At 64.6% G+C, this 21,731-nt stretch carries 20 protein-coding genes and 1 tRNA gene; 6 read left to right on the top strand and 15 right to left on the bottom strand.

Translation table 11 applies throughout. The features are described 5' to 3' along the window. Positions 1-13: 13 nt before the first annotated feature. Positions 14-910 carry an amidohydrolase family protein gene (locus tag NYR55_RS14790; protein ID WP_260022337.1) on the top strand — a complete coding sequence of 299 codons (897 nt, stop codon included), beginning with the start codon at positions 14-16 and terminating at the stop codon, positions 908-910. Between the two features lie 160 nt (positions 911-1,070). Here the strand turns inward: NYR55_RS14790 and nusG are convergent, their stop codons facing one another. The 5 genes from nusG to NYR55_RS14815 all read right to left on the bottom strand — a co-directional run bounded on the left by nusG (position 1,071) and on the right by NYR55_RS14815 (position 6,297). Then, positions 1,071-1,607, bottom strand: a complete 537-nt coding sequence (gene nusG / locus NYR55_RS14795; protein WP_260022338.1) for a transcription termination/antitermination protein NusG — start codon at positions 1,605-1,607, stop codon at positions 1,071-1,073. A gap of 19 nt (positions 1,608-1,626) precedes the next feature. Continuing rightward, positions 1,627-1,824 (bottom strand): preprotein translocase subunit SecE, encoded by a 198-nt coding sequence (gene secE / locus NYR55_RS14800; RefSeq protein WP_260022339.1) that lies wholly within the window; start codon positions 1,822-1,824, stop codon positions 1,627-1,629. A gap of 137 nt (positions 1,825-1,961) precedes the next feature. After that, a tRNA-Trp gene (locus tag NYR55_RS14805) sits at positions 1,962-2,037 on the bottom strand. 46 nt (positions 2,038-2,083) lie between these two features. Next, positions 2,084-4,441: a GGDEF and EAL domain-containing protein gene (locus tag NYR55_RS14810; protein WP_260022340.1), complete on the bottom strand. Its 2,358-nt coding sequence runs from the start codon at positions 4,439-4,441 to the stop codon at positions 2,084-2,086. 83 nt (positions 4,442-4,524) lie between these two features. Beyond that, the gene (locus NYR55_RS14815; protein ID WP_260022403.1) at positions 4,525-6,297 is read right to left on the bottom strand and encodes a fatty acyl-AMP ligase; all 1,773 of its coding nucleotides are present in this window, start codon (positions 6,295-6,297) and stop codon (positions 4,525-4,527) included. A gap of 118 nt (positions 6,298-6,415) precedes the next feature. On the opposite strand from NYR55_RS14815, the gene NYR55_RS14820 reads away from it, so the two are divergent. The 3 genes from NYR55_RS14820 to NYR55_RS14830 all read left to right on the top strand — a co-directional run bounded on the left by NYR55_RS14820 (position 6,416) and on the right by NYR55_RS14830 (position 8,127). Next, positions 6,416-6,952, top strand: a complete 537-nt coding sequence (locus NYR55_RS14820; protein ID WP_260022341.1) for a RecX family transcriptional regulator — start codon at positions 6,416-6,418, stop codon at positions 6,950-6,952. Between the two features lie 111 nt (positions 6,953-7,063). Beyond that, positions 7,064-7,606 carry a cold shock domain-containing protein gene (locus NYR55_RS14825; protein WP_260022404.1) on the top strand — a complete coding sequence of 181 codons (543 nt, stop codon included), beginning with the start codon at positions 7,064-7,066 and terminating at the stop codon, positions 7,604-7,606. Continuing rightward, complete coding sequence (locus tag NYR55_RS14830) at positions 7,606-8,127, top strand: DUF192 domain-containing protein (protein ID WP_260022342.1); 522 nt, start codon at positions 7,606-7,608, stop codon at positions 8,125-8,127. The genes NYR55_RS14825 and NYR55_RS14830 overlap by 1 nt, the downstream gene beginning before the upstream one ends. A 6-nt stretch (positions 8,128-8,133) precedes the next feature. Here NYR55_RS14830 and NYR55_RS14835 read toward each other — a convergent pair whose 3' ends face one another. After that, on the bottom strand, positions 8,134-9,558 hold the full coding sequence (locus NYR55_RS14835) for an aldehyde dehydrogenase family protein (protein ID WP_260022343.1): 1,425 nt from the start codon (positions 9,556-9,558) through the stop codon (positions 8,134-8,136). A 103-nt stretch (positions 9,559-9,661) separates the two neighbouring features. Here NYR55_RS14835 and NYR55_RS14840 point away from each other — a divergent pair, with 103 nt between their 5' ends. Next, the gene (locus NYR55_RS14840; protein ID WP_260022344.1) at positions 9,662-10,636 is read left to right on the top strand and encodes a quinone oxidoreductase; all 975 of its coding nucleotides are present in this window, start codon (positions 9,662-9,664) and stop codon (positions 10,634-10,636) included. An 8-nt stretch (positions 10,637-10,644) separates the two neighbouring features. Here the strand turns inward: NYR55_RS14840 and NYR55_RS14845 are convergent, their stop codons facing one another. From NYR55_RS14845 to NYR55_RS14860, 4 genes are all read right to left on the bottom strand, one after another. After that, entirely contained in the window at positions 10,645-12,102 is a 1,458-nt protein-coding gene (locus NYR55_RS14845; protein ID WP_260022345.1) for a S41 family peptidase, read from the bottom strand. 87 nt (positions 12,103-12,189) lie between these two features. Beyond that, on the bottom strand, positions 12,190-13,293 hold the full coding sequence (locus NYR55_RS14850) for a helix-turn-helix domain-containing protein (protein ID WP_260022346.1): 1,104 nt from the start codon (positions 13,291-13,293) through the stop codon (positions 12,190-12,192). Positions 13,294-13,334: 41 nt separating this feature from the next. Further along, positions 13,335-13,943: an NAD(P)H-dependent oxidoreductase gene (locus tag NYR55_RS14855; protein ID WP_260022347.1), complete on the bottom strand. Its 609-nt coding sequence runs from the start codon at positions 13,941-13,943 to the stop codon at positions 13,335-13,337. 54 nt (positions 13,944-13,997) lie between these two features. Next, positions 13,998-15,302 (bottom strand): M20/M25/M40 family metallo-hydrolase, encoded by a 1,305-nt coding sequence (locus NYR55_RS14860; protein WP_260022353.1) that lies wholly within the window; start codon positions 15,300-15,302, stop codon positions 13,998-14,000. Between the two features lie 168 nt (positions 15,303-15,470). Here NYR55_RS14860 and NYR55_RS14865 point away from each other — a divergent pair, with 168 nt between their 5' ends. Next, positions 15,471-15,833, top strand: coding sequence for a hypothetical protein (locus tag NYR55_RS14865; RefSeq protein WP_260022354.1), 363 nt, complete (start codon positions 15,471-15,473; stop codon positions 15,831-15,833). 85 nt (positions 15,834-15,918) lie between these two features. Here NYR55_RS14865 and glnA read toward each other — a convergent pair whose 3' ends face one another. The 5 genes from glnA to NYR55_RS14890 all read right to left on the bottom strand — a co-directional run bounded on the left by glnA (position 15,919) and on the right by NYR55_RS14890 (position 21,566). Further along, on the bottom strand, positions 15,919-17,331 hold the full coding sequence (gene glnA, locus NYR55_RS14870) for a type I glutamate--ammonia ligase (RefSeq protein ID WP_260022355.1): 1,413 nt from the start codon (positions 17,329-17,331) through the stop codon (positions 15,919-15,921). A 116-nt stretch (positions 17,332-17,447) separates the two neighbouring features. Continuing rightward, complete coding sequence (locus NYR55_RS14875; RefSeq protein ID WP_260022356.1) at positions 17,448-17,786, bottom strand: P-II family nitrogen regulator; 339 nt, start codon at positions 17,784-17,786, stop codon at positions 17,448-17,450. Positions 17,787-17,976: 190 nt separating this feature from the next. Next, positions 17,977-18,858 (bottom strand): CoA ester lyase, encoded by an 882-nt coding sequence (locus tag NYR55_RS14880; protein ID WP_260022357.1) that lies wholly within the window; start codon positions 18,856-18,858, stop codon positions 17,977-17,979. A gap of 92 nt (positions 18,859-18,950) precedes the next feature. Next, the gene (locus tag NYR55_RS14885) at positions 18,951-20,366 is read right to left on the bottom strand and encodes an exopolysaccharide biosynthesis polyprenyl glycosylphosphotransferase (protein ID WP_260022358.1); all 1,416 of its coding nucleotides are present in this window, start codon (positions 20,364-20,366) and stop codon (positions 18,951-18,953) included. Between the two features lie 192 nt (positions 20,367-20,558). Continuing rightward, entirely contained in the window at positions 20,559-21,566 is a 1,008-nt protein-coding gene (locus tag NYR55_RS14890; protein WP_260022359.1) for an NAD-dependent epimerase/dehydratase family protein, read from the bottom strand. Positions 21,567-21,731 lie beyond the last annotated feature (165 nt).

Here is a 21,731-nt window from a genome sequence, read left to right on the forward strand (position 1 = left end):
GACGGAGACCGGCATGGAGCGGTTGCCCTTTATTGATGCGCATATGCATCTGTGGGATCTCGACCGGATCGATTATCCCTGGTTGAAGCCGCCGTTCGACGATGCCGGTCCCAATGGCAGCGTGGCGGCGATCGCCAGCACCTATCTGCCCGCCGATTATCGGGCAGAGGGGGCGAACTGGAACATCATCGGCGCCGTCCATGTCGAAGCGGGGGCCAATCCCGTGCAGTCGGTCAACGAAACCGACTGGCTGCACGAAATGGCCGATGAAACGGGCCTGCCCACCGTGCTGGTCGCCCATGCCGCGCTCAATCATCCCAGCCTGGACGCCATGCTGGCCGTGCACGCCAGCTGGCCGCGCGTCCGCGGCATCCGGCACATCGTCAACTGGCATCCCGATCCGAACCGGACCTATACCCCCGCCGATCTGACGCAGGACCCGGTGTGGCGGGCCGGCTTTGCCCGGTTGGCCGATCATGGCCTGTCCTTTGATTTTCAGGCGTATCCGGGCCAGTTTGCCGGTGTGGCCGACCTGTTTGCTGCCAATACCGGCGTTCCCGTTATCATCAACCATGCCGGCATGGGCGTGGACGGGGCGCAGGAATGGCGCACGGCCATGGCGCTGCTCGCGCAGCTGGATCATGTATCGGTCAAGCTGTCCGGCCTTGGCTTTGTCTGGCGCACCCCGGACGAAGGGGCGATGCGGGAACGGATCGTTGAACTGGTCGAACTGTTCGGCACCGACCGAGTGATGCTGGCCAGCGATTTCCCGACCGACCGCCTGTTTGGCGATTTCGATGCAACGCTGGCCCGCATGGACGCGGCGCTGAGCCACCTGTCCGACACGGAACGCCGTGCGATCTTTGCCGGCAACGCCAACCGGATCTATCGCATGGGGGTGGAACTGTAACGGCACGGGCAATCCGCTGAGCGGCGCTTTGCTGAGCTAACGCAATGGCCCCACCGGCCGCCGCGCCAGAGGCCGAACCGCAAGCGTGAAAAAAAGCACGGCCGCGAACGCTGGTGCGCTCGCGGCCGTCTTGTTGGTCAGCGTCAGCCGACGGCTTTGCTTACTTGCTGCGTTCGACCTGGTCGAAATCCAGCTCGACCGGGGTGGCGCGGCCAAAGATGCTGACGGAAACCTTGACCTTCGACTTGTCGAAATCCAGTTCCTCGACCACGCCGTTGAACGACGCGAACGGACCTTCCAGCACCTTGACCGCGTCGCCGATCTCGTAATCGACCTTCACCTTCTGCTTCGGTGCGGCGGCGGCTTCTTCCTTGCTGTTCAGCATCCGCTTGGCTTCGGTTTCGCTGATCGCCTGGGGCTTGCCCATCGAGCCAAGGAAGCCCGTCACCTTGGGCGTGTTCTTGACGAGGTGATAGACATCGTCGTTCAGGTTCAGCTTGGCCAGCACATAGCCGGGCATGAACTTGCGTTCGGACTGCACCCGCTTGCCGCGACGCACCTCGGTCACGGTTTCCACCGGCACCTCGATCGCTTCGACCATCGGCTCCAGACCCAGGCGAGTCGCCTCGGACAGGATCGCCTCGCGCACCTTGTTCTCGAACCCGGAATAGGCGTGAATGATGTACCAGCGGCTCATGGGATGCGTCTTTCTTTTCTTACTTCGCCAGCGACAACAGCGTGTCGACGATCAGCTTGAACATGGTGTCCACGGCAAAGAAAAAGATGCCAAGGATGCTGGCCATGATCAGCACCATCACGCCGGTCATGATCGTTTCGCGCCGCGTCGGCCAAACGATCTTGCTGGCCTCGGCCTTCACCTGGTTCACGAACTCGACGGGGCTGGTCTTTGCCACGGTCTCAAATCCTCAATCAGTTGATCCGCCGCCGGACATGGGCCCTCCGCCCGGTCCTTTGCAAGAGGAGCCGGTGCGAATGATCCAACGCTATCGGATTGATGCTCGCTTAGCGCGCCGCAGCGGGAAGCGCAAGCTGGCACGAGTGGCAGGACTCGAACCTGCGGCCCTCGGTTTTGGAGACCGATGCTCTACCAACTGAGCTACACTCGTACGCGCGGCGCACCTCCTACAAATCCATTGCGCGTTCGGCAAGCGATTATGCGGCGGCGCTGGAAGAACCGCTGTTGAGCGCGATCGCGCGCGCCTCGTCGACGGGCAGGGGGCGTCCGAAATAATAGCCCTGTACCTTGGTACAGCCCAGCATCCGGACCAGTTCGTGCTCCTGCTCGGTCTCGACGCCCTCGGCCGTGGTTGCCATTTCCAGCGACTGGGCAAGGGCGACGACGGCGCGGATGATCGCAATCGCTTCCTTTTCCCCGCGCGATGCCCCCTGCACGAAACTGCGGTCGATCTTGATCGAGGAAAAGCGCGTGCGGCTGAGATAGCCGAGCGAGGAATAGCCCGTGCCGAAATCATCGAGGCTGAGGCGTACGCCAAGATCGAGCACCCGTTCCAGTACCCGGATCGCGCTGGTCCCTTCGCGCATGAACACGCTTTCGGTGACTTCCAGCTCCAGCCGTTCGGCCGGCAGGCCCGTCTCCTGAAGCGTATGGGACACCAGCCCCACGAAATTGGGGGAATAAAGCTGTTCGGCGCTCACGTTGACCGCGATCCGGATATTGGCGGGCCAGCGCGCCGCCTCTGCACATGCGTGTTTCAGCACCCACGCGCCGATTGCGGGGATCAGCCGCGCTTCTTCGGCAAGCGGGATGAAGCGCGCGGGCGACACTTGGCCATGTTCCGGATTGTACCAGCGCAGCAGCGCCTCGAATCCCGTCAGCCGTCCGTCGGTCGCATCGACGACGGGCTGATAGTTCAGTGAAAATTCGTTCAGGTCGAGCGCGCTGCGCAGCGCGATTTCCAGCTTGCGCTTTTCCTCTGCCTCGACGTGCAATTGCGGCTCATAGATATGGACATGGCCGCCGCCGGCATCCTTTGACCGGTACAGCGCCAGATCGGCCGACCGGATCAGCGTTTCCGCGCTCCGCCCGTCGCGCGGGCCGATGGCAAGGCCAATGCTCGCGCCGATGAACAAGGTGTTCTGATCGACCTCATAGGGGCGCGACAGCGTGTCGATGATGCGATTGGCCAGCTGTTCCACCGCCTTTGAATCGGTGGCGTCTGGGATGATCAGCGCAAATTCGTCGCCGCCCAGCCGCCCGATCACCGCATTTTCACCGGCCAGCTGCGCCAGACGCTGCGCCACCTTGCCAAGCAGGCGGTCGCCGACCTGATGGCCCAGCGTGTCGTTCACCGCCTTGAACCGGTCGAGGTCGATCATCATCAGCGCGCACCGCGAGCGCCACTGGTCTGCCCGCTCCAGCGCCCGTGCCAGCGATTCGTTGATCGACAGCCGGTTGGGCAGGCCGGTCAACAGATCGTACCGCGCCAACCGGCTGATCTTTTCCGCCGATGCCCGTGCCTCGGTCACGTCCGATCCGACGCCGCGATAGCCAAGGAATGTGCCGCGGTCGTCATAGCGTGGGCTGGCGGTGATTTCCCACCAGCGTTGCTGGTCCGCGACATGGACCGGCAGCAGGATGTCGGCAAACGGCTCGCGCTGCTTCAGCCGTTCGGACAGCTCGCGAAGGCCGGGGTGGAAATTCCCCGCTTCCCATGACGGCCCGGCCAGCACCTCCAGCAGCGACCGGCCCGTAATGTCCGCCGGCTCCACCCCGATCGACCGCGCAAATCGTGGACTGGCCCGGGTCAGGCGGCGCTGGGCGTCGATTTCCCACAGCCAGTCCGATCCGTCGTCCTCGAACTCGCGGAGCAACAGGCTGACCGTCTGATCCCGCTCGCCCAGCGCAATCTCGTTCGCGCGCAGGACCACCAGCGATTCGCCCCGGGCAAAACAGGCGAGCATCAACAGCGCCATGAACACCATCGTCGCCGCTGCCAGCGCGAAATGCGCCTGAATGGCCAGCATGACCGCCGCAGCAATGCCCGTGATGGCCAGAAACACCAACGTCGCCAGCGGTAGCGCGGCCATGGCAAAGGCAGCAGCCGCCATCAGCACCGCCAGGATCATCCACAGGCCGAAGAGCGTGTCCGTCGTGGCACCCGGCGAAAACGCCAGCGGCGGGACCGACCAGACAGCGGCCAGCGCAACGCCGTCCAGCATCGTGTCGCGCACCTGCCGCACCTCTGCGGTGGCAAGCGCCGGTCCGCCCGCCGCCAGCCGGCGAAAGGCAACGGCGGACGAAATGGCGGCGACGAACGCCCACCAGCAGGCTAGTTGCCACAGCGGCTGTTCCGCGCGGAACAGCATGACGACCAGTGTCGCGGTCAGCACGCTGGCGCCCAGCATCAGGAGGGCAAGCTGTCGCCCGGCATTCAGCTGCGCGGCGCGGATCGGCCCCCAATCGGTATCGTCCGCCGGGTCATACAGACCCAGCAGGGCGCGAAAATCGATCCGCGGGTGCGGAAACTGGGACTGGACAGCATCGCTCACGCGCCGACCATAACCCCCGGCTGGTTAGCGAGAGGTTAGGCCCCGGGCGCAGCTCATCGCGAATTCAGCGTAAAGAAGCGATGTTATGCCGCGATGTCATAGGGCTTGATCTCGCCCGCCAGATACAGGTTGCGCGCCTTGGCCCGGCTGAGCTTGCCGGAACTGGTGCGGGGCAGCGTACGCGGCGGGATCAGCTCGATCACGCAGTTCATGCCGGTCACCGACTTCACCCGTTCGCGGATTTCGTCGCGCAGGCGAACCCGCTCCTTCTCGTCCGACGTGCGGCATTGCACCAGCACGGCGGGCGTTTCCTCGCCACCCGGCGTGGTGATGGCAAAGGCGGCGATATCGCCCTGTTTGAACCCCGGCAGCTGTTCGACCGCCCATTCGATATCCTGCGGCCAATGGTTCTTGCCATTGACGATGATCATGTCCTTGGCGCGGCCGACGATGTAGATATAGCCGTTCGAGATATAGCCCATATCGCCGGTATCCAGCCAGCCGTCGGTCATGCACGCCGCGGTCGCCTCAGCATCCCGGAAATAGCCCTGCATGATCGACGGGCCGGTGCACCACACCTTGCCGATCGCCTTTTCGGGCAGGGGCTGACCATATTCGTCGCGGATCTCGACGGTCATGTCCTTGACCGGCTTGCCGCAGTTCACGATCGCGCGATACCGCTGCGGCCGGTTCGCCTGGGCATGGCTGCCGCCGGAAAGCTGCGTTTCCTCGACCAGTTCGACCACGATCCCCTCTGCGGGCGGCATGATCGACACGGCCAGTGTCGCCTCGGCCAGGCCATAGCTGGGCAGGAAGGCGGACGCCTTGAACCCGGCGACCGCGAACGCATCAACAAAGCTCTGCATGACGTCCGGGCGGATCATGTCTGCGCCGTTGCCCGCCAGCCGCCAGCGCGACAGGTCGAACCGCTCGCCCGGGCGCGTCTGGCTCGACACGCGGCGCGCGCAGATGTCGTAGCCGAATGTCGGCGAATAGCTGATCGAGGTGCCCGGATTGCGGCTGATCAGGTCGAGCCAGGCCAGCGGCCGCCGCGCGAAATCCTCGGTCTTCAGATAATCGGTCGATACCTGATTGGCGACGGGCGACAGGAAACAGCCGACCAGGCCCATGTCGTGATACCAGGGCAGCCAGGAAATGCAGCGATCGCGCGGTTCCAGCCGCATCCCGTGCGAATGGGCCGCCAGATTGTTCAGCAGGGCGCGGTGCGTGATGACGACGCCGTGCGGAAACCGGGTCGATCCGCTGGAATATTGCAGATAGGCGATATCGTCCGCGGTCGCCGGGGGCAGGGCGGCCTCGGGCGCGGGGCGTTCGCCGAACGCTTCCCATGCCACCGCGTCCACGTTGCACTGCCGTGCCGCGTCCTGGCACATCGTATCCAGCGATTCCGGATAGACGAGCATCATCGGGTCGCAGCTTTTCAGCTGAACCGTCAGCTGGTCGATATAGCTTTGCGCCCCGCCAAAGCTGGTCGGCAGCGGCAGCGGCACCGGCCATGCCCCGGCATAGACCGCGCCAAAGAACAGGCTGGCAAATTCAGGTCCGGTTTCCGCGATCAGCGCGATCCGGTCCGCCGGCTTGATCCCGGCCGCGATCAGCCGCCTGGCCTGGGCCAGCGCATCGGCGCGCAGCGTCGCAAACGGGTAGGGAAGGGCAAGCTGACCCCGCGCGTCGTGAAAATTAAGGCCGCGAACACCCTGCGCCGCGTAATCCAGCGCCTCACCCAAGGTGCCGAAATCAGCAAAACGGCGCGGCAAAGCATCCTCCAACGGCGTCGGCACCAGCGCCGGCTCATTGGTGTTTGCAGCAGTACGTGTTGCGGTTTCTTCAATCATTTCAATCACTCGCGCCCCAATATGCGGCCGGGTTCAGCCTTTAACCATCCGGTTGGCCGGACGCTCTGGCCCGCAGTCGCGTTCAAAATCGGATGCCAGTGTGGCACAAACATGGCGCATGGCTCGATCCAACCCGAATCGCCCTCCGCTCGACCACGCTGCGCTTGAGCGGCTGGCGCTGCGTTATGTCGAGCGATTCGCCACATCGCGCGGTCGTTTGCTCGCCTATCTTGAGCGCAAGCTGTTCGAACGCGGCGCTACCGAGGATACCCGACCGGATGCAGCAGCCATTGCGGACCGCATGGTAACGCTCGGCTATGTCGACGATCGAGCCTATGCCGATGCGCGGTCGCGGGCACTGTCCCGTCGCGGGATGGGCGGCCGGCGGATCGACATGGCGCTGCGTCAGGCCGGCATCGACGAACCGCTGCGGCGCGAAACCGTCGATTCAACCGACAGTTCGGCCGAACAGCGTGCGCTCCGCTATGCCGAACGACGCCGTTTCGGGCCGTTTTCCAGAGCCTTGGCCGATCCCGACCAGCAGCGACGGCAAGTTGCGGCGATGGTCCGCGCAGGGCACGCACCCGCACTTTCGGCAAGGATCGTGCGCATGAAGCCCGGAGAAGACGCTTTCGAACCTGTGGATAATGCGTAAGCGAAACAAATATTCACCTTCACATAAATGCTGTGTTAAGCTCGCTTCTCGGGGGTATTTTCGATGCGAGCCGAACATCATCAGTTGGCCGGGGACATGACCCCGGACATTATGCCAGAGCCGGGCCGCACGGTGCCTGCGGCCGAACCCGGCATCGTCGCCACGGGCGTCGTCAAATGGTTCGATGTGACGCGCGGGTTCGGCTTTGTCGTTGCCGATGACGGGATGGGCGACATCCTGGTCCATTTCACCGTGCTGCAGCCGCATGGCCGCCGCAGCCTGCCGGAGGGGGCGCGGGTCGAATGTGTTGCCGTTCCGCGCAATCGCGGGCTTCAGGCGCGCGAGATCCTCAGCATCGACCTTAGCACCGCGCTGGAAATGCCGCGCCCGCGTACCGCCGACCGGCAGGAGCGCACCCGGCTGATCGCCGATGCCGGACCGTTCGAGCCGGTTGCGGTAAAGTGGTTCAATCGGCTGAAGGGGTATGGTTTTCTGGTCCGGCCCCAAGACAGCGCCGATATCTTCGTGCATATGGAGACCCTGCGCAGCGCGGGGATCGACGAGGTCGAGCCGGAACAGCCGCTTCGTGCGCGCATTGTCGACGGTGCCAAGGGGCCGCTGGCGGTCGCCGTGGAGAAAATGGACGGTCAGTAATGCGTACAGGATTTTCGGGTTTCAAACTGGCGGCGATGGTCGCTGCTTCCTTCATCGCTGCTCCCGCACTGGTAGCCTGCGCCGAAAATGGCGTGGCACAGGGCACGACGGGCGGCACGGAACAGGCCAGCGTGGCCGTCACCATCACGACGGCGGATGGCAAGACGCACGCGTTCAAGGTTGAACAGGCGCGCACCCGGCAGGAACAGGACCGCGGCCTGATGTTCCGCACCGACATTCCGGAAAATGGCGGAATGCTGTTTTTCCCCTATCCGGCGGAAGGCGGCGGCCCGCGTGAGGCGAGCTTCTGGATGCGCAACACGCCATCGCCGCTGGATATCCTGTTCATCCGCCAGGATGGCTCGATTGCCACCATCGCGGAAAACACCGAGCCGTTTTCGGAAGTGCCGATCCGTTCGGGCGAGCCGGTGGGCGCGGTGCTTGAACTGCGCGGTGGCCGTGCGGCCGAACTGGGCATCGCGCCCGGCGACACGGTGCGCTGGACCGGCGCCAGGCAATAGGCCGCGTCAGGCAAAGGCGCCCATCACCGCCTTTGTCTCCAGAAACTCCTCCAGCCCGAACCGGCCATGTTCGCGGCCATTGCCCGACTGCTTGTACCCGCCAAAGGGCAGCATGGGGTCGGGCTGGCCGCCATTGATATAGACCATGCCGGCGCGGATGCGGGTGGCGACGCGCCGGGCGTGTTCCGGCTCGCCGCACACCACGCTGGACAGGCCGTAAATGGTGTCGTTGGCAATCGCGATCGCCTGTTCCTGGTCGGTATAGGGCATCAGCGTGACGACCGGCCCGAAAATCTCCTCCCGCGCGATGGTCATGCCATTGTCGACATCGCGGAACAGGGTCGGGCGAACATAATAGCCCTGGTTCCGCCCCTCCGGCCTGCCGGTCCCGCCGGTTACCAGCGTCGCGCCCTCATCGATGCCGGTCTGGATCAGCCGCTGGATCTTGTCCCACTGCGTCCGGTTGACGACGGGGCCGATATGGCGACCCTCCGCATCGGGATCGCCCACGGCTACGCTGTCCATCACCTGATGCGCGATTTCGGCGGCCTCGTCCTGCCTGTCCGCCGGCACCAGCATCCGGGCGGGCGCGATGCAGCTTTGCCCGGAATTGTTCATTACGGTCAGCACGCCCGTCGTCACCGCCCGTTTCAGGTCGGCGCTGGGCAGGATCAGGTTGGGCGATTTACCGCCCAGTTCCTGATGCACCCGCTTCACCGTATCCGCCGCCGCCCGGGCAACCAGCACGCCGGCGCGGGTGGAGCCGGTGAAGCTGACCATGTCCACGCCCGGATGGCTGGACAGCGCCGCCCCGACCCCCGGACCATCGCCATTGACCATGTTGAACACACCGGCCGGCACGCCCGCCTTGTCCAGCACTTCGGCAAAGATCGCGGCGCAGCTCGGCGCCTCCTCCGACGGTTTCAGCACCATGGTGCACCCTGTCGCAAGGGCGGGCGCGACCTTTGACACGATCTGATTGAGCGGCCAGTTCCACGGCGTGATCATCGCCACCACGCCGATCGGTTCGCGCCGCACCAGATGATTGCCGATCCGCTCTTCCCACTCGAAATCGGCCAGCACCTTGATGATGGCATTCAGGTGGCCGACCCCGGACCCGACCTGAGCCGTCGCGGCCATCGAGATGGGACAGCCCATTTCCTCGCTGATCGCTGCCGCCATTTCCCGCGCCCGCGCCTTGTAGGCGTCGAGCACCGCGCGCAGCAGGTCCACCCGGTCCGCAACGCTGGTCTGCGCAAAGGCGGGAAAGGCGCGAACGGCGGCGGCGACGGCGCGGTCGGCATCGGCGGCGGTGCCCAGCGTGATTTCGGCGCAGGGCTGCTCGGTCGCGGGATTGATGACCGGGTGCGGCGTGCCGCCCAGGCTGTCGACCCATTGCCCGTCGATATAGTGCTTCAGATGCTGTCTCATTCCGATTGCTCCTGCCGGCCCTGCGTCCTACCGACCGTTCCACGTTGATGGCGATGCGACCGGCCGGGTGCAAGGCGGCGGTACCAGCGAAAGGGACGGACAGATGACGCGAATGGCGATGATAGAGGCGCATGGCGGGCCGGACGTCATCCGAATCGTCGACCGCGATCTGCCCCCGCCGGGACCGGGCGAGGTGCGGATGCGCAACACGGCAATTGGCCTCAACTTCATCGATACCTATCACCGGTCGGGCCTCTATCCCGTGCCGCTTCCCAGCGGCCTTGGCCTTGAGGCTGCCGGCGTCGTCGATGCGGTGGGCGAGGGGGTGACCCGGTTCGCGCCCGGCGCGCGGGTGGCGACGTTCGGTCCTGCCCTTGGCGCCTATTGCGATGCGCGCAATGTGGCGGCCGACGCCCTGTTCGACCTTCCGCCCGCGATCACCGACGACGTGGCGGCCGCCGTGCTGCTAAAGGGGGCGACGGCCGAGTTCCTGGTCGAACGCTGCGCAACCCTGCTGCCCGGCGATACAGTGCTGGTCCATGCCGCGGCGGGCGGGGTGGGGCACCTGCTCGTCCAATGGCTCAACCATCTGGGCATGGTCGTGATCGGCACGGTCGGCAGCGAGGAAAAGGCGGACCGCGCGCGCGCCGCCGGGTGCGATCATGTGATCTTCTACAAAAAAGAGGATGTAGCCAAACGGGTCCGCGCGCTGACCGGCGGGGCGGGCGTCGCCGTGGCCTTTGACGGGGTGGGCGCCTCGACCTGGGAGGCGTCGCTGGCATCCATGGCGCCGCGCGGCCTGATCATCAGCTATGGCAACGCGTCCGGCCCGGTGGAGGGCGTCAAGCTGGCCGCGCTGAACCAGCATGGCTCGCTGTTCGTCACCCGGCCGAAACTGTTCGATTATTACACCCTGCCGCACGAGCGGGCCGATGGCATGGCCCGGCTGTTCGCCATGATCGAACAGGGCGTGCTGAAGGTCGAGATCGGCCAGCGCCTCCCCCTTGATCAGGCGGCGGAGGCACACCGGCTGATCGAGGGCGGGCATACCATCGGTTCGACCCTGCTGATCCCGTAGGCCGCCCTTTATCCCTGGCCCATGATCCACGCGCGGGCCGCGGCCATTTCGGGATCGCGCGATCCGGCAATGTCCGCGACCGAAGGGGCCACCCGCTCGTCGGGCATCACGCCGCGATCGGGCTGCGGCGTCAGGGGGAAATAGCCGTTGATGGGCAGGTCGAATTCCAGCCCGCTTTGCGGCAGCCGGACGAAGAAATAGGCTCCGCCATTGATCCCGCGCAGGTTGCCGCCCGTTTCCTGCCCGAACAATCGGATGAGGCCCGACTGCTTCGCCCGGCGGGCAAAGGCATAGGTTGCCGAACTGCACGCCGGGCCGACCAGCGCCGCGACGGGGCAGCGGACACGCGGGCCGATTGCGGGGATGCGATCCACCGACTCCCGGTCGGTCCGCTGGAAATAGCCATTGTCCATGGCCGTTGCATCGACGCCCAACCGTCGAAAGCTGTCGTCCCATGTGTCTAGATAGGGGTCGAGCGCCGGCGGCGTGGTGCGATACCGCAGCCGCATCTGATATCCCGGCAATGCCAGATCGGCGACCGCCAGCCGCGACAGGATGTGGTCGCCGCAATCCGTGCCGCCTTCATTGTCGCGCAGGTCGATGACGATGCCCCGCGCGTCGCCCAGGCTGGCAAACCGGTCGTCCAGCCACGCCTTCCAGTCCCATTTGCCGCGATAGGTGACCCAGCTTGGCATGGTCAGCACAGCGATGCCGTCCGTCACCGTCCAGTCCCACAAGGGTTTGTCGTTGGTTGCGCTGTCCTCGATCCCCCGCTGGTCCGCCCGGCGTTCGGCCAGGGTGATGGCGGGCACGGTGATTGCCAGCCCCCGACCGTCCGGCAACACGGCGTCGATCGCAAACCCGCCGTCCACGGGCGGAAACAACAGCCCCTGAAACAGGTCGAATGTCTCGAACCGCTCATTCCCGCGCACGGCCATCAGCGATGCCCGCTTGCCATCGTTCCCGCCATCGGCCCGGGCATAGGGCAGCAGGTCGCGCAGCATCCGCCGCGTGGGTACGCCGTTGATGCGCGTGACTATGGTTCCGCGCACCAGCGCCTCTGCCCCGCGCCCGGCGGCCAGGACGACCATCTGCCCGTCGATCCAGGTGAAGCGCAGCGGCAACCGGGTCGGCCGGTCAAACAGCTGCTGGGCGATGGCGCGCGACTGGTTGAACGGGTTGCAATGCGTGTGACCGCAGCGGATGGTGCTCAGCAACCGCGACAGCGCCAGATAGCGTTGCTCCAGTGTCGCCAGCCCCGCCCATTGTTCCGCCAGCCGGTCGATCCGGGCCGCCATCTGGCGCGGGCTGGAATAGCGGTACAGGCCCGGATGCAGGGCAAGCGCGCCGCGCAGCACCGCCATGTCGTCCATGGTGGACGCCGCCGCCGCCATGGTTCCACGACCCGCGACCGGGCCGATCACCCCCGCCGCAATCATTCCCTTCAGCCAGTCCCGCCGGTTCATCCGTGCCACTCCTTTTTGCGTTGATGGCCGACCGGATGGCCGGAATTGCCCGGTCCATCGCCTCAGATCATCGATGGACGCCGATATTCACGATGTGAGACGTGCCCGCCAGGCACTTGGTGCCGCGCCAAAGCGTTCGGAAAAGGCGCGATTGAAGCTGGCTTTCGAACTGAACCCCGCGGCCAGCGCCAGATCGAGAAGGGTGTGCCCCGGCTGATCCGCCATTGCCGCCGCAACCGCCTCTGCCCGCAAGCGGTTGATGAACGTCGAAAAATTGACCCCCAGCCCGTCGTTCAGCGCGCGCGACAAATGGCTGCTATTCGTGCCCAGCAGGCGCGCGGTCTGGGCCAGCGTCAGTCCCGGTTCGGCGGCCCACCCGCCCATGCGGATGGCCTCTGCCCAAGTCTGGCCCTGCACCTGCCAGTCGCGGCCGGGCGACACGGCCGGCGCGGGTGTCGCCAGATCCGCCAGCCTTGGAAAGGGAAGGGCGGCATGGCGCCACCCCTCGATCGCCAGGAACAGGGCAACGCCCGCGATGGTCAGATACAGGCCCATATAGGCGTGATAGCTGACCGGCACGAACAGGCCGGTGATGCTGTATCCCGCCCAGATCGGGAACAGGATGGCCGCCGCGATCATCGCATTGCGAAGCCAGCGGGGCGCATAGCGATGATCGTCGCCGACATGATCGGCCAGAGCGGCGGTATAGGTGCTGATCAGGTCGCGGCTCATCCGGCCATACCCGGCAAATCCGGCGATCAGCGCCGATCCGGTCAGCACGCCATAGGCAAGATCGGACCGGTCGGACCATGCCCATTTCGCCTCAAGCGGCAGCAGGAAACAGCCGGAAAGGTAGATCAGCTGCACCGCCGCCGGGATCAGGTGGAGCGCCCCCCGCCGCGGCCATGCACCGGTGACCAGCGCGACGGCGTACAACCAGAACAGCGGCGCGACCGCCAGGCTGATCTGGAACGGGGCAAAGGTCAGCCACGGCCAGCGATCGTAAAAGCCCGCAAACCCGATGATCCACGGCGTGATCATCGCCGCCAGCACGACCAGCAGTACGGCAAGCGTCCGGTTGGCCGCACGATTGACCATGGACCGGGCCAGTGCGGCCGCAATGGCCAGCAACTGCACCGCCGCCACCAGCAGCACCGCCGTGCGCCACCCGAATACCAGCCCCTCCAGCATTGCCCAACCGTAACGAAAAGCCAGTCCGGCTCAACAGCTGACTATCCCGGATAGGGCGACTGTTTCAGCAGCATAGCCAGGTGCGCCGCATTTCCAGCCACCATGGCGGCAGTCTCAAGCACCTTTTCAGGCGTGGCTTCCAAGTCCTTGAAATCGGTCGATCCCATTGCCTCGCCCACCCAATAGCAGGCGGCGACTGCCGGGATGGTAAAGCCGACATCGTTCAACGACTGGAAAATCTGGGCCGACGAAAAATGCGCGCCGTCCTCATTTCCGACGATCGCGGCCACGGCAACCTTGCCATAGCTGGGCATCCGGCCGGAATCGTCGGTTTCCGAGATGAACGCGTCCATCCGCTCAAGCACCCGCTTGGCCACGCTACCGATCTGGCCCATCCAGATCGGGCCGCCCAGGATGAGAATATCGGCGCCCAGGATCTTTTTGCGGATCGCGGGCCAGGCATCGCCGTCGCCCTCGTCCGAGGTGACGCCGGGTTTGACGTCGTGTGCGGCGATGCGGATGGTTTCGGTGATGGCGACGTCATGCTTGGCAAGGGCGTCGGCCAGCACCGCGATCATTGCATCGGTGCTGGACGGCGCGCCTTCATCCGCTTTCAGGGTGCAGTTCAGGGCAAGGGCAGTAATGGGCATGGCGTCATCTCCGGTCGGTACCCCCGCCACCAGCCAGACGAACGGATGGCCGGGTCAGTTCCCGCGCGGCGTTTGCGACAACCGGGTGATCAGCATGGCGGAACGCAGCGCCTGACGCGGGATGCTGTCCAGATCGACCCATTCCCCCGCCGCATGGGCATTGCCGCCGGCCGGGCCCATGCCACCCAGCGTATCGGCACGGTCGGCGACAAAGCTGGAATCCGCCGCGCCCCGCTTGGCCGGATCGAACTCCGCCATTTCCGGCAGCCCCAGATCGCGGTTCACCCGGTTCAGCTCGGCCAGCAGCGCCCGGTTGCCCGCCGTCGGCGCCATCGGCGGATAGCTTTCGGCAAACTGGATTTCGGCCTGCGTGCCCGGCAGGCTGGCGGCGACGATCGCCTTCATCCGCGCGATCGTCCGATCATTCTGCTCCCGCGTCAGCGCGCGCAGATCGCCGCGGGCAAAGGCGGTTTCGGCGATGATGTTGGTCTTGCCCGACGCGGTCACGCTGTCGCCGCTTTCGGCCAGTGCTGCCGGCGCGCCGCCGCCCATGATCCCGACATTATAGGTGAGATATTGTTCGGCCAGCTCGCGCCGGAACGTATCCAGGATACGCGCCAGCTCGTAATTCGCGCCATAGCCCAGCGCCGCGTTGAAAATGCCGCTGGAATGTCCCGTCTTGCCCCGGACGCTCAGGGTCCAGCTGGTCGAGCTGCGCCGCGCCGTCGTGCCGAATTCGCGCCCGTCCTCAGTCGCCACCGCCTCATATTCCAGCGCGATGTCGGCCCAGTCGCCTGCCGCGATCAGATCGCGCCGCGCCACGTCCAGCGGCCGGCCGGTCGCTTCCTCGTCGCCGGTCATCACGACCATGATGTCCGCCCTGGCCAGCGTCCCCGCCGCCTTCATCGCGCGCAGTGCCTGCAGGATGACGACCATGCCGCCCTTGTCATCGACCACGCCGGGGCCGATCGCGCGGCGTCCCTCGACCTTCCACCCGGTAAAGCCGTTATCGGGTTCGAACACGGTATCCAGATGGCCGATCATCAGGACGCGCTTGCCCTTGCCATTGCCGCGATGGGTGGCGACGACGTGGCCGGCCCGGCCGGTTTCCCGCATGTCGACCCAGCGCGCGTCGAACCCCAATTCGGTAAGCTCGGCCCGCACCAGTTCGCCCACCCGCTTCACCCCCGCCAGATTGCGGCTGCCGCTATTCTGTTCGACCAATGTTTTCAGCAGCGCCTCACCACGCGCAGCATCCGCCTTTACCGCGGCGGCAAGGGCGGGTTCCTGCGCGGTCGATGGCGTCAGGGGCAGCAGGGCGGCCATGGCGGCGGCGAACAGAATGGGGCGCAGGGTCATGCCGCACAGGCTATCGGCAGTTTCAGCGTTGAAACAGCCCCCCTGAACGGCGCAACCGGATTTTCGCATGGCCGTTCATCGCCGGGCAAGCTAGCACACGGGAAAGCCGCTGCCCTTGTTCGCAGTTGCAGCAGCAATCGCGCCTGTTGGCACAGACAGTTGGATGGCATGGTCGAAGAAACGAATATCTCGCTGCAATGGTATGCCGTGATGAAGGAGGCGATTCACAACGATACCGGCCTCGAAAACACGCTGCTGCACCTGCATGGCGGTATGTTGATCCTGGTGCTGGCGCGCATGATTACCCGAAAGCCGCTGGAAACCTTTGTCCCGTTCCTGATCGTGCTTGCGCTGGAGGTGCTCAACGAGTGCATCGACCGGGTCAATCACGGGTCGTGGCTGTGGGACGACACGATCAGCGATCTGATCAATACGCTGTTCTGGCCGTTCGTCCTCAGCCTTGGCGTCTGGCTGCGGCCGATCGTCCTGCGGCGCAGGGAGGGCACGGCGGAGGGTCCGCAGAACCCCTGAACGCGAAACGCCCGGGATGACGATGCATCCCGGGCGTCCCGCTGTCCATGAACACGCGATCTAACGCGGTCCCATGAATGAATGATTACGCGCTGTAATACATGTCATATTCGACCGGGCTGGGCGTCATTTCCCAACGGGCCACATCGGCGCGCTTGATCTCGATATAGGCTTCGATCTGGTCCTTGGTGAACACGTCGCCCTTCAGCAGGAAGTCCATATCGGCTTCCAGGCTGTCCAGCGCCTCACGCAGGGAGCCGCAGACCGTCGGCACTTCGGCCAGTTCCGCCGGCGGCAGGTCGTACAGGTTCTTGTCCATCGGATCGCCCGGATGGATCTTGTTCTGGATGCCGTCCAGGCCCGCCATCAGTAGCGAGGCATAGCACAGATACGGGTTGGCCAGTGCGTCCGGGAAGCGGAATTCGACGCGCTTCGCCTTTGCGCCCGAACCATAGGGGATGCGGCACGATGCCGAACGGTTGCGCGCCGAATAGGCCAGCAGCACGGGCGCCTCGTAACCCGGCACCAGACGCTTGTAGCTGTTGGTGCTGGGGTTGGTGAACGCGTTCAGCGCCTTGGCGTGCTTGATGACGCCGCCGATGAAATACAGGCACATTTCCGACAGGCCGGCATAGCCCTCGCCGGCGAACAGGGGCTTGCCCTTGTTCCAGATGGAGATGTGGGTGTGCATCCCCGAACCGTTATCTTCCTTGATCGGCTTGGGCATGAACGTCGCGGTCTTGCCATAAGCGGCTGCGACCTGATGCACGACATACTTGTAGATCTGCATCCGGTCGGCGGTTTCGACCAGCGTGCCAAAGGTCAGGCCCAGTTCGTGCTGGGCAGAGGCGACCTCGTGGTGATGCTTGTCGCAGGGCAGGCCCATTTCGATCATCGTCGACACCATTTCGGCGCGGATATCGACGGCGCTGTCCACCGGCGCGACGGGGAAATAGCCGCCCTTGGCGCGCGGACGGTGGGCCAGGTTGCCGCCTTCATATTCCTTGCCGGAATTGGTCGGCAGTTCGATGTCGTCGATCGAGAAATAGCTGGTGTTGTAGCTGGTTTCGAAACGGACATCGTCGAACATGAAGAATTCGGCTTCCGGGCCGACATAGACGGTGTCGCCAATGCCCAGCGACTGCAGATACGCCTCCGACCGCTTGGCCGTGGAGCGCGGGTCGCGGCTGTACAGCTCGCCCGTCGACGGCTCGACGATGTCGCAAAAGATGATCAGCATCGGCGTGGCCGAAAACGGATCGACATAAACCGCGCCCAGGTCGGGCTTCAGGATCATGTCGGATTCGTTGATCGCCTTCCACCCTTCGATCGACGATCCGTCGAACATCAGGCCTTCGTTCAGCTCATCCTCGCCCATCACGCCGGCAACCATGGTCAGGTGCTGCCACTTGCCCTTGGGATCGGTGAACCGCAGGTCGACCCACTCGATTTCCTTGTCCTTGATCGTCTTCAGAACGCTGGCGGCGTCATTGGCCATGGAAGTGCCCTTTCGTTTCAGAATTCTTGCCGCGCGAATCGCGCAAGCAAATTGCGTGGATGCCAATTACTCATGCACAAGATTGTTGCGGCGCGTCAAATGCCCGTAACATTCGTTCAGATGGCGTTGTCGTCCCGTTCCCCGGTGCGGATGCGCAGCGCAGCCTCGATCGGCATGACGAAAATCTTGCCGTCGCCGATCCGGCCGGTTTGCGCGGCGGAAGCGATCGCCTCGACCACGCGTTCGGCCAGTTCGTCCTCGACCACAACCTCCAGCTTCACCTTGGGCAGGAAATCAACGACATATTCGGCGCCGCGATACAGCTCGGTATGGCCCTTCTGCCGGCCAAAGCCCTTGGCCTCGGTGACGGTGATGCCGCTAACGCCGACTTCGTGCAGCGCTTCCTTCACCTCATCCAGCTTGAACGGCTTGATGATGGCTTCGATCTTTTTCACTGGCGTTTCCCTGTTTCCCCGGATGACATCCGCCGATCCGCTCCTCTGGCGATGACCTTACAACAATTGTGCCATGCGTGCGAAGCGCGAAGCAAAGCCTTGTCCTGCTGTTTTGTCGGCACCATGCCTGCTTAACTTTTAGGCAACTTGTCGCCGCTGCTGCATTGATCAGCACCGGCGATTTCACGCTTCAACCCGCGCGCTGTGCCAGCGTCAGCACCGCCTCTGCTCGTTTCAGGTGCGGGCGATCCAGCATTGCGCCGTCCAGGCCGATGGTGCCCGCGCCGGGGCTGGCGGCAAAGGCGGCGACGATGCGTTCGGCCTGCGCCACTTCGGCCGCATCGGGCGAAAAACACCGGTTGATGATCGCAACCTGATCGGGGTGAATGGCCATCATGCCGCGAAAGCCGGCGCGCCGTGCCTCGCTTGCCACCGCTTCCAGTCCGGCGGCATCGCGAAAATCGCCATGGATCGTCTCGATGGGCGTGACCCCCGCCGCCACCGCGCCGGTCAGGCACAGGGCGCGATAGAGCTGAAACGGAAAGGCATAGCTGCCGTCGCCATTGCGATTGCCCGATGCGCCCAGCGCCGTCGCGATATCCTCTGCGCCCCAGGTCAGCGCGGCAAGGCGCGGGGTGCCGCGATAGTCGCCAAGGCCGAACACGGCCTGCGCGGTTTCGGTGGCAATCGCCATCACTGCGATGCCGCCGATGGGAAGCCCGGCCGCCGCCTCCAGCGCCGACAGATAATGGTCCAGCCGCTCGCAATCGCCGCGCATCGCCTTGGGCAGCACGATCCCCGCAGGCCGCGCCGGAACGATGGCCGAAAGGTCCGCCAGCGCATGGGGCGTGTCCAGCGGATTGATCCGCACCCATTGTCGGCCATCCGCGCCATGGGCGCGCAGATGCGCGGCGGTGTTCGCGCGCGCGTCCCCCTTGCGCTCCGGCGCCACTGAATCCTCAAGGTCGCACAGGATCAGGTCGGCTGCGCTCTCGCTCGCCTTGATCAGCTTGCGCTCGCTGTCGCCGGGGGCGAACAGCAATGATCGGGCGAGCAGCGGGGTGGGGGGCATGGCGATCCGTTCTCCTGTGTGGGCGGAGACGTGCAACGGCCATCGTCGGGATGCAAGAGCGGGCGCGCGGCAATCATCGCGGCCCGGCCCGGTCAGAACGCGTTGCGGTGAACCACCACGCGGAACGTCTTCACGATGATGATCAGATCCTGCCAGATCGACCAGTCGTTGAGGTATTCAAGGTCGGCATAAAGCCGGTCGGTCAGGTCGCGCTCATGCTCGGTCGCCCCGCGGAACCCGCGGACCTGCGCCAGACCGGTCAGGCCGGGCTTGGTCGCATGCCGCTGCCAGTAGCGGTCATCCACTTCCCAGAACAGCTTGTCCGCCGCGCGCGAACCGAGCGCGTGCGGGCGCGGCCCGACAATGCTCATATCGCCCTTCAGCACGTTGATCAGCTGCGGCAGCTCGTCGAGGCTGGTCTTGCGGATGAATGCGCCGATGCGGGTGATCCGATCATCGTCGCGCGACGTGGATCGTGCGCCGTCCTCATCGCATTTCTCGACGCGCATCGACCGGAACTTCATCATCGGGAACATGCGGTTGCCAAGGCCGATGCGGGTCTGGACGAAGAACACCGGTCCCTCGCTCTCGCGCTTGATCAGCAGGGCCAGAACGATGAAGATCGGCGACAGCGCGATCAGCGCCAGCCCCGAAAACACGATGTCGAACGTCCGCTTGACGAAGGCATCGGTCGGGCCAAGCGGCCCCTGCGCGATGACCAGCGTCGGCGTGTCGGCCCACTGGCTGATTTCCAGTGGCTGCAACTCGGCCAGTTCCGGCGCAACCACTTCGCTGCGGACATTCGCGCCCTTCAGCGCTTTGACCCACGCACTGCGCCGCTCCGGCGAACAGGCAACGACGACGCGGTCCGATTCCCGAAGCGCCCGGGCCAGCCGGTCGAACATGATCGGGCAATGATTGTCCGGGTTCAGCCAGGAATCGGCGGCGATATAGGTGGAATACTGGCCGGTCAGCGGAATCTGTTCACCGTCGCTGATCAGCACCGTGCTGAAGATGTTCGGCCCGATCGACCGCCTGACATAGCGGTTATACATCACCCGCAGCGCGACCAGCGTCAGCAGCGCCAAGCTGGACCCGATGGTGAAGGTCGCGCGCGATACCTCGTCTCCGATCTTCAGGTAAAACACCATGAAGGCGACGATGCCCATGGTCAGCAACAGTGCGCGGACCGACCGCCGGATGCCGCCGCCCCGATCGGAAAAGATCTCGACCGAATAGGCGCCGGCATTGGCCGAAACCGCCAGAAAGATGGGCGCAATGACCAGGCCGGTGGCAAAGTCGCGGCTGCCGATCACCAGGTCGAGCCCGCTGTCGAAAAAGTCCGACACCTGCTCGGCAGTGAAATAGGCGATCATGACCGCGGCGATATCGACGATGACCAGGCCGATGATCGTTCGAATCCGTGCCGTTTTCTGCCCCAGACGCCAACGAACATTCAGTTCCGGCGTCTTGGAAGCGGTCGCGATCCGACCAGCTTCGAGGTTCATAAAAGGCCCCTTTGCAAGGAAACGACTCAAACGCGCGGAACTGACGTTCGTCGCTTATCTAGCATGTAAAATGTGAATGCTATATTGCGGTGCAGCGAAAATTCGGCACGGCCGGTCGCTGTCTCACGCGGGGACATTCACCATTGATCGGATGATTTTCTGCCGCCCGCGCTCGATGCGGGGCATTATCCCCTAAGTTCGATAGCTTAGGTACCAGTGCACGAACGCGGTCACGCCGTCGGACAATGGCGTGGTGGGCATATGCCCGGTCAGGGCCCTCAACAAATCGGGATTGGAATAGGTGAGGGGAACATCGCCGGGCTGCATGGGCAGCATGTTCAGACGGGCCGTCCGGCCGGTCGCCTGTTCGATGATTCGCACGAAATCCATCAGCGCGGTCGGTTTGCCACCCCCGATATTGACGATGCGATAGGGCGCTTCGGCAGACAGGGTATCGAGGCCCGCGGGCTCGGTAATGCGGTTGCCCTCATCGGGCGCGCGGTCGGCCAGCGCGACGATGCTGTCGATCAGATCGACGATATAGGTGAAGTCGCGGGCCATCTCGCCATGGCCGTAAATGTCGATCGGCCGGTCGTTGAGGATCGCGTCGACAAATTTGAACAGCGCCATGTCCGGCCGGCCCCATGGGCCATAGACGGTGAAGAAGCGGAACATGGTCATCGGCACGCGGGTCAGGTGCGCCTGGGCATGCGCCATTGCCTCCATGCCCTTTTTCGTGGCGGCATAGAGGCTCAGCGGTTCGTCGGCGCGGTGCCCCTCACTGAACGGCGCATCCCGGTTGGCACCATAGATGGAGGAGGTCGACGCCATCATCAGATGCGCCGGCCTCAGCCGCCCGGCCAGCGCCAGCACATTCCACGATCCGATCAAGTTGCTGTCGAGATAGGTCAGCGGCGCTTCGATCGAATGGCGCACGCCCGCTTGTCCGGCCAGGTGGATGATGACGTCCGGCTGTGCGGCATCGCCCGCCGCATCCAGTGCTGCCCGATCCTCCAGCATCCCCGTATGATGCCGATATCCCTCGAACGCGTTCAGAATGTCGAGCCGCGCCTGTTTCAACGACACGTCATAATAGGGGGTCATGCCGTCAAAGCCGGTCACGACATGGCCGGCATCCAGCAATCGTTTCGCCAGGTGAAAGCCGATAAAGCCTGCCGTGCCGGTAATCAGATAGCGCATGTTGGATGGGTTCCGATTATTCGGCAACGCCGCCGGCCGGGGGCGACCCTCTGCCGATGGAGGTATAGTTGAGGCCAGCCTTTGCGGCTTCGTTTGGTTTGTAGACGTTGCGCAGGTCAACCAGGACGGGCTGGGCAAGGCTGTTCTTGATGCGGGTGAGGTCGA

The organism is Sphingomonas sp. BGYR3 (assembly GCF_025153455.1).
Lineage (GTDB): Bacteria > Pseudomonadota > Alphaproteobacteria > Sphingomonadales > Sphingomonadaceae > Sphingomonas.

What these genes read in the sequence shown, in the direction of transcription:
- NYR55_RS14790 (WP_260022337.1), top strand. Translation starts at nt 14, where the DNA reads ATGGAGCGGTTGCCCTTTATTGATGCGCATATGCATCTGTGGGATCTC.
- nusG (WP_260022338.1), bottom strand. Translation starts at nt 1,607, where the DNA reads ATGAGCCGCTGGTACATCATTCACGCCTATTCCGGGTTCGAGAACAAG.
- NYR55_RS14815 (WP_260022403.1), bottom strand. Translation starts at nt 6,297, where the DNA reads ATGATTGAAGAAACCGCAACACGTACTGCTGCAAACACCAATGAGCCG.
- NYR55_RS14820 (WP_260022341.1), top strand. Translation starts at nt 6,416, where the DNA reads ATGGCTCGATCCAACCCGAATCGCCCTCCGCTCGACCACGCTGCGCTT.
- NYR55_RS14825 (WP_260022404.1), top strand. Translation starts at nt 7,064, where the DNA reads ATGCCAGAGCCGGGCCGCACGGTGCCTGCGGCCGAACCCGGCATCGTC.
- NYR55_RS14830 (WP_260022342.1), top strand. Translation starts at nt 7,606, where the DNA reads ATGCGTACAGGATTTTCGGGTTTCAAACTGGCGGCGATGGTCGCTGCT.
- NYR55_RS14835 (WP_260022343.1), bottom strand. Translation starts at nt 9,558, where the DNA reads ATGAGACAGCATCTGAAGCACTATATCGACGGGCAATGGGTCGACAGC.
- NYR55_RS14840 (WP_260022344.1), top strand. Translation starts at nt 9,662, where the DNA reads ATGACGCGAATGGCGATGATAGAGGCGCATGGCGGGCCGGACGTCATC.
- NYR55_RS14845 (WP_260022345.1), bottom strand. Translation starts at nt 12,102, where the DNA reads ATGAACCGGCGGGACTGGCTGAAGGGAATGATTGCGGCGGGGGTGATC.
- NYR55_RS14850 (WP_260022346.1), bottom strand. Translation starts at nt 13,293, where the DNA reads ATGCTGGAGGGGCTGGTATTCGGGTGGCGCACGGCGGTGCTGCTGGTG.
- NYR55_RS14855 (WP_260022347.1), bottom strand. Translation starts at nt 13,943, where the DNA reads ATGCCCATTACTGCCCTTGCCCTGAACTGCACCCTGAAAGCGGATGAA.
- NYR55_RS14860 (WP_260022353.1), bottom strand. Translation starts at nt 15,302, where the DNA reads ATGACCCTGCGCCCCATTCTGTTCGCCGCCGCCATGGCCGCCCTGCTG.
- NYR55_RS14865 (WP_260022354.1), top strand. Translation starts at nt 15,471, where the DNA reads ATGGTCGAAGAAACGAATATCTCGCTGCAATGGTATGCCGTGATGAAG.
- glnA (WP_260022355.1), bottom strand. Translation starts at nt 17,331, where the DNA reads ATGGCCAATGACGCCGCCAGCGTTCTGAAGACGATCAAGGACAAGGAA.
- NYR55_RS14880 (WP_260022357.1), bottom strand. Translation starts at nt 18,858, where the DNA reads ATGCCCCCCACCCCGCTGCTCGCCCGATCATTGCTGTTCGCCCCCGGC.
- NYR55_RS14885 (WP_260022358.1), bottom strand. Translation starts at nt 20,366, where the DNA reads ATGAACCTCGAAGCTGGTCGGATCGCGACCGCTTCCAAGACGCCGGAA.
- NYR55_RS14890 (WP_260022359.1), bottom strand. Translation starts at nt 21,566, where the DNA reads ATGCGCTATCTGATTACCGGCACGGCAGGCTTTATCGGCTTTCACCTG.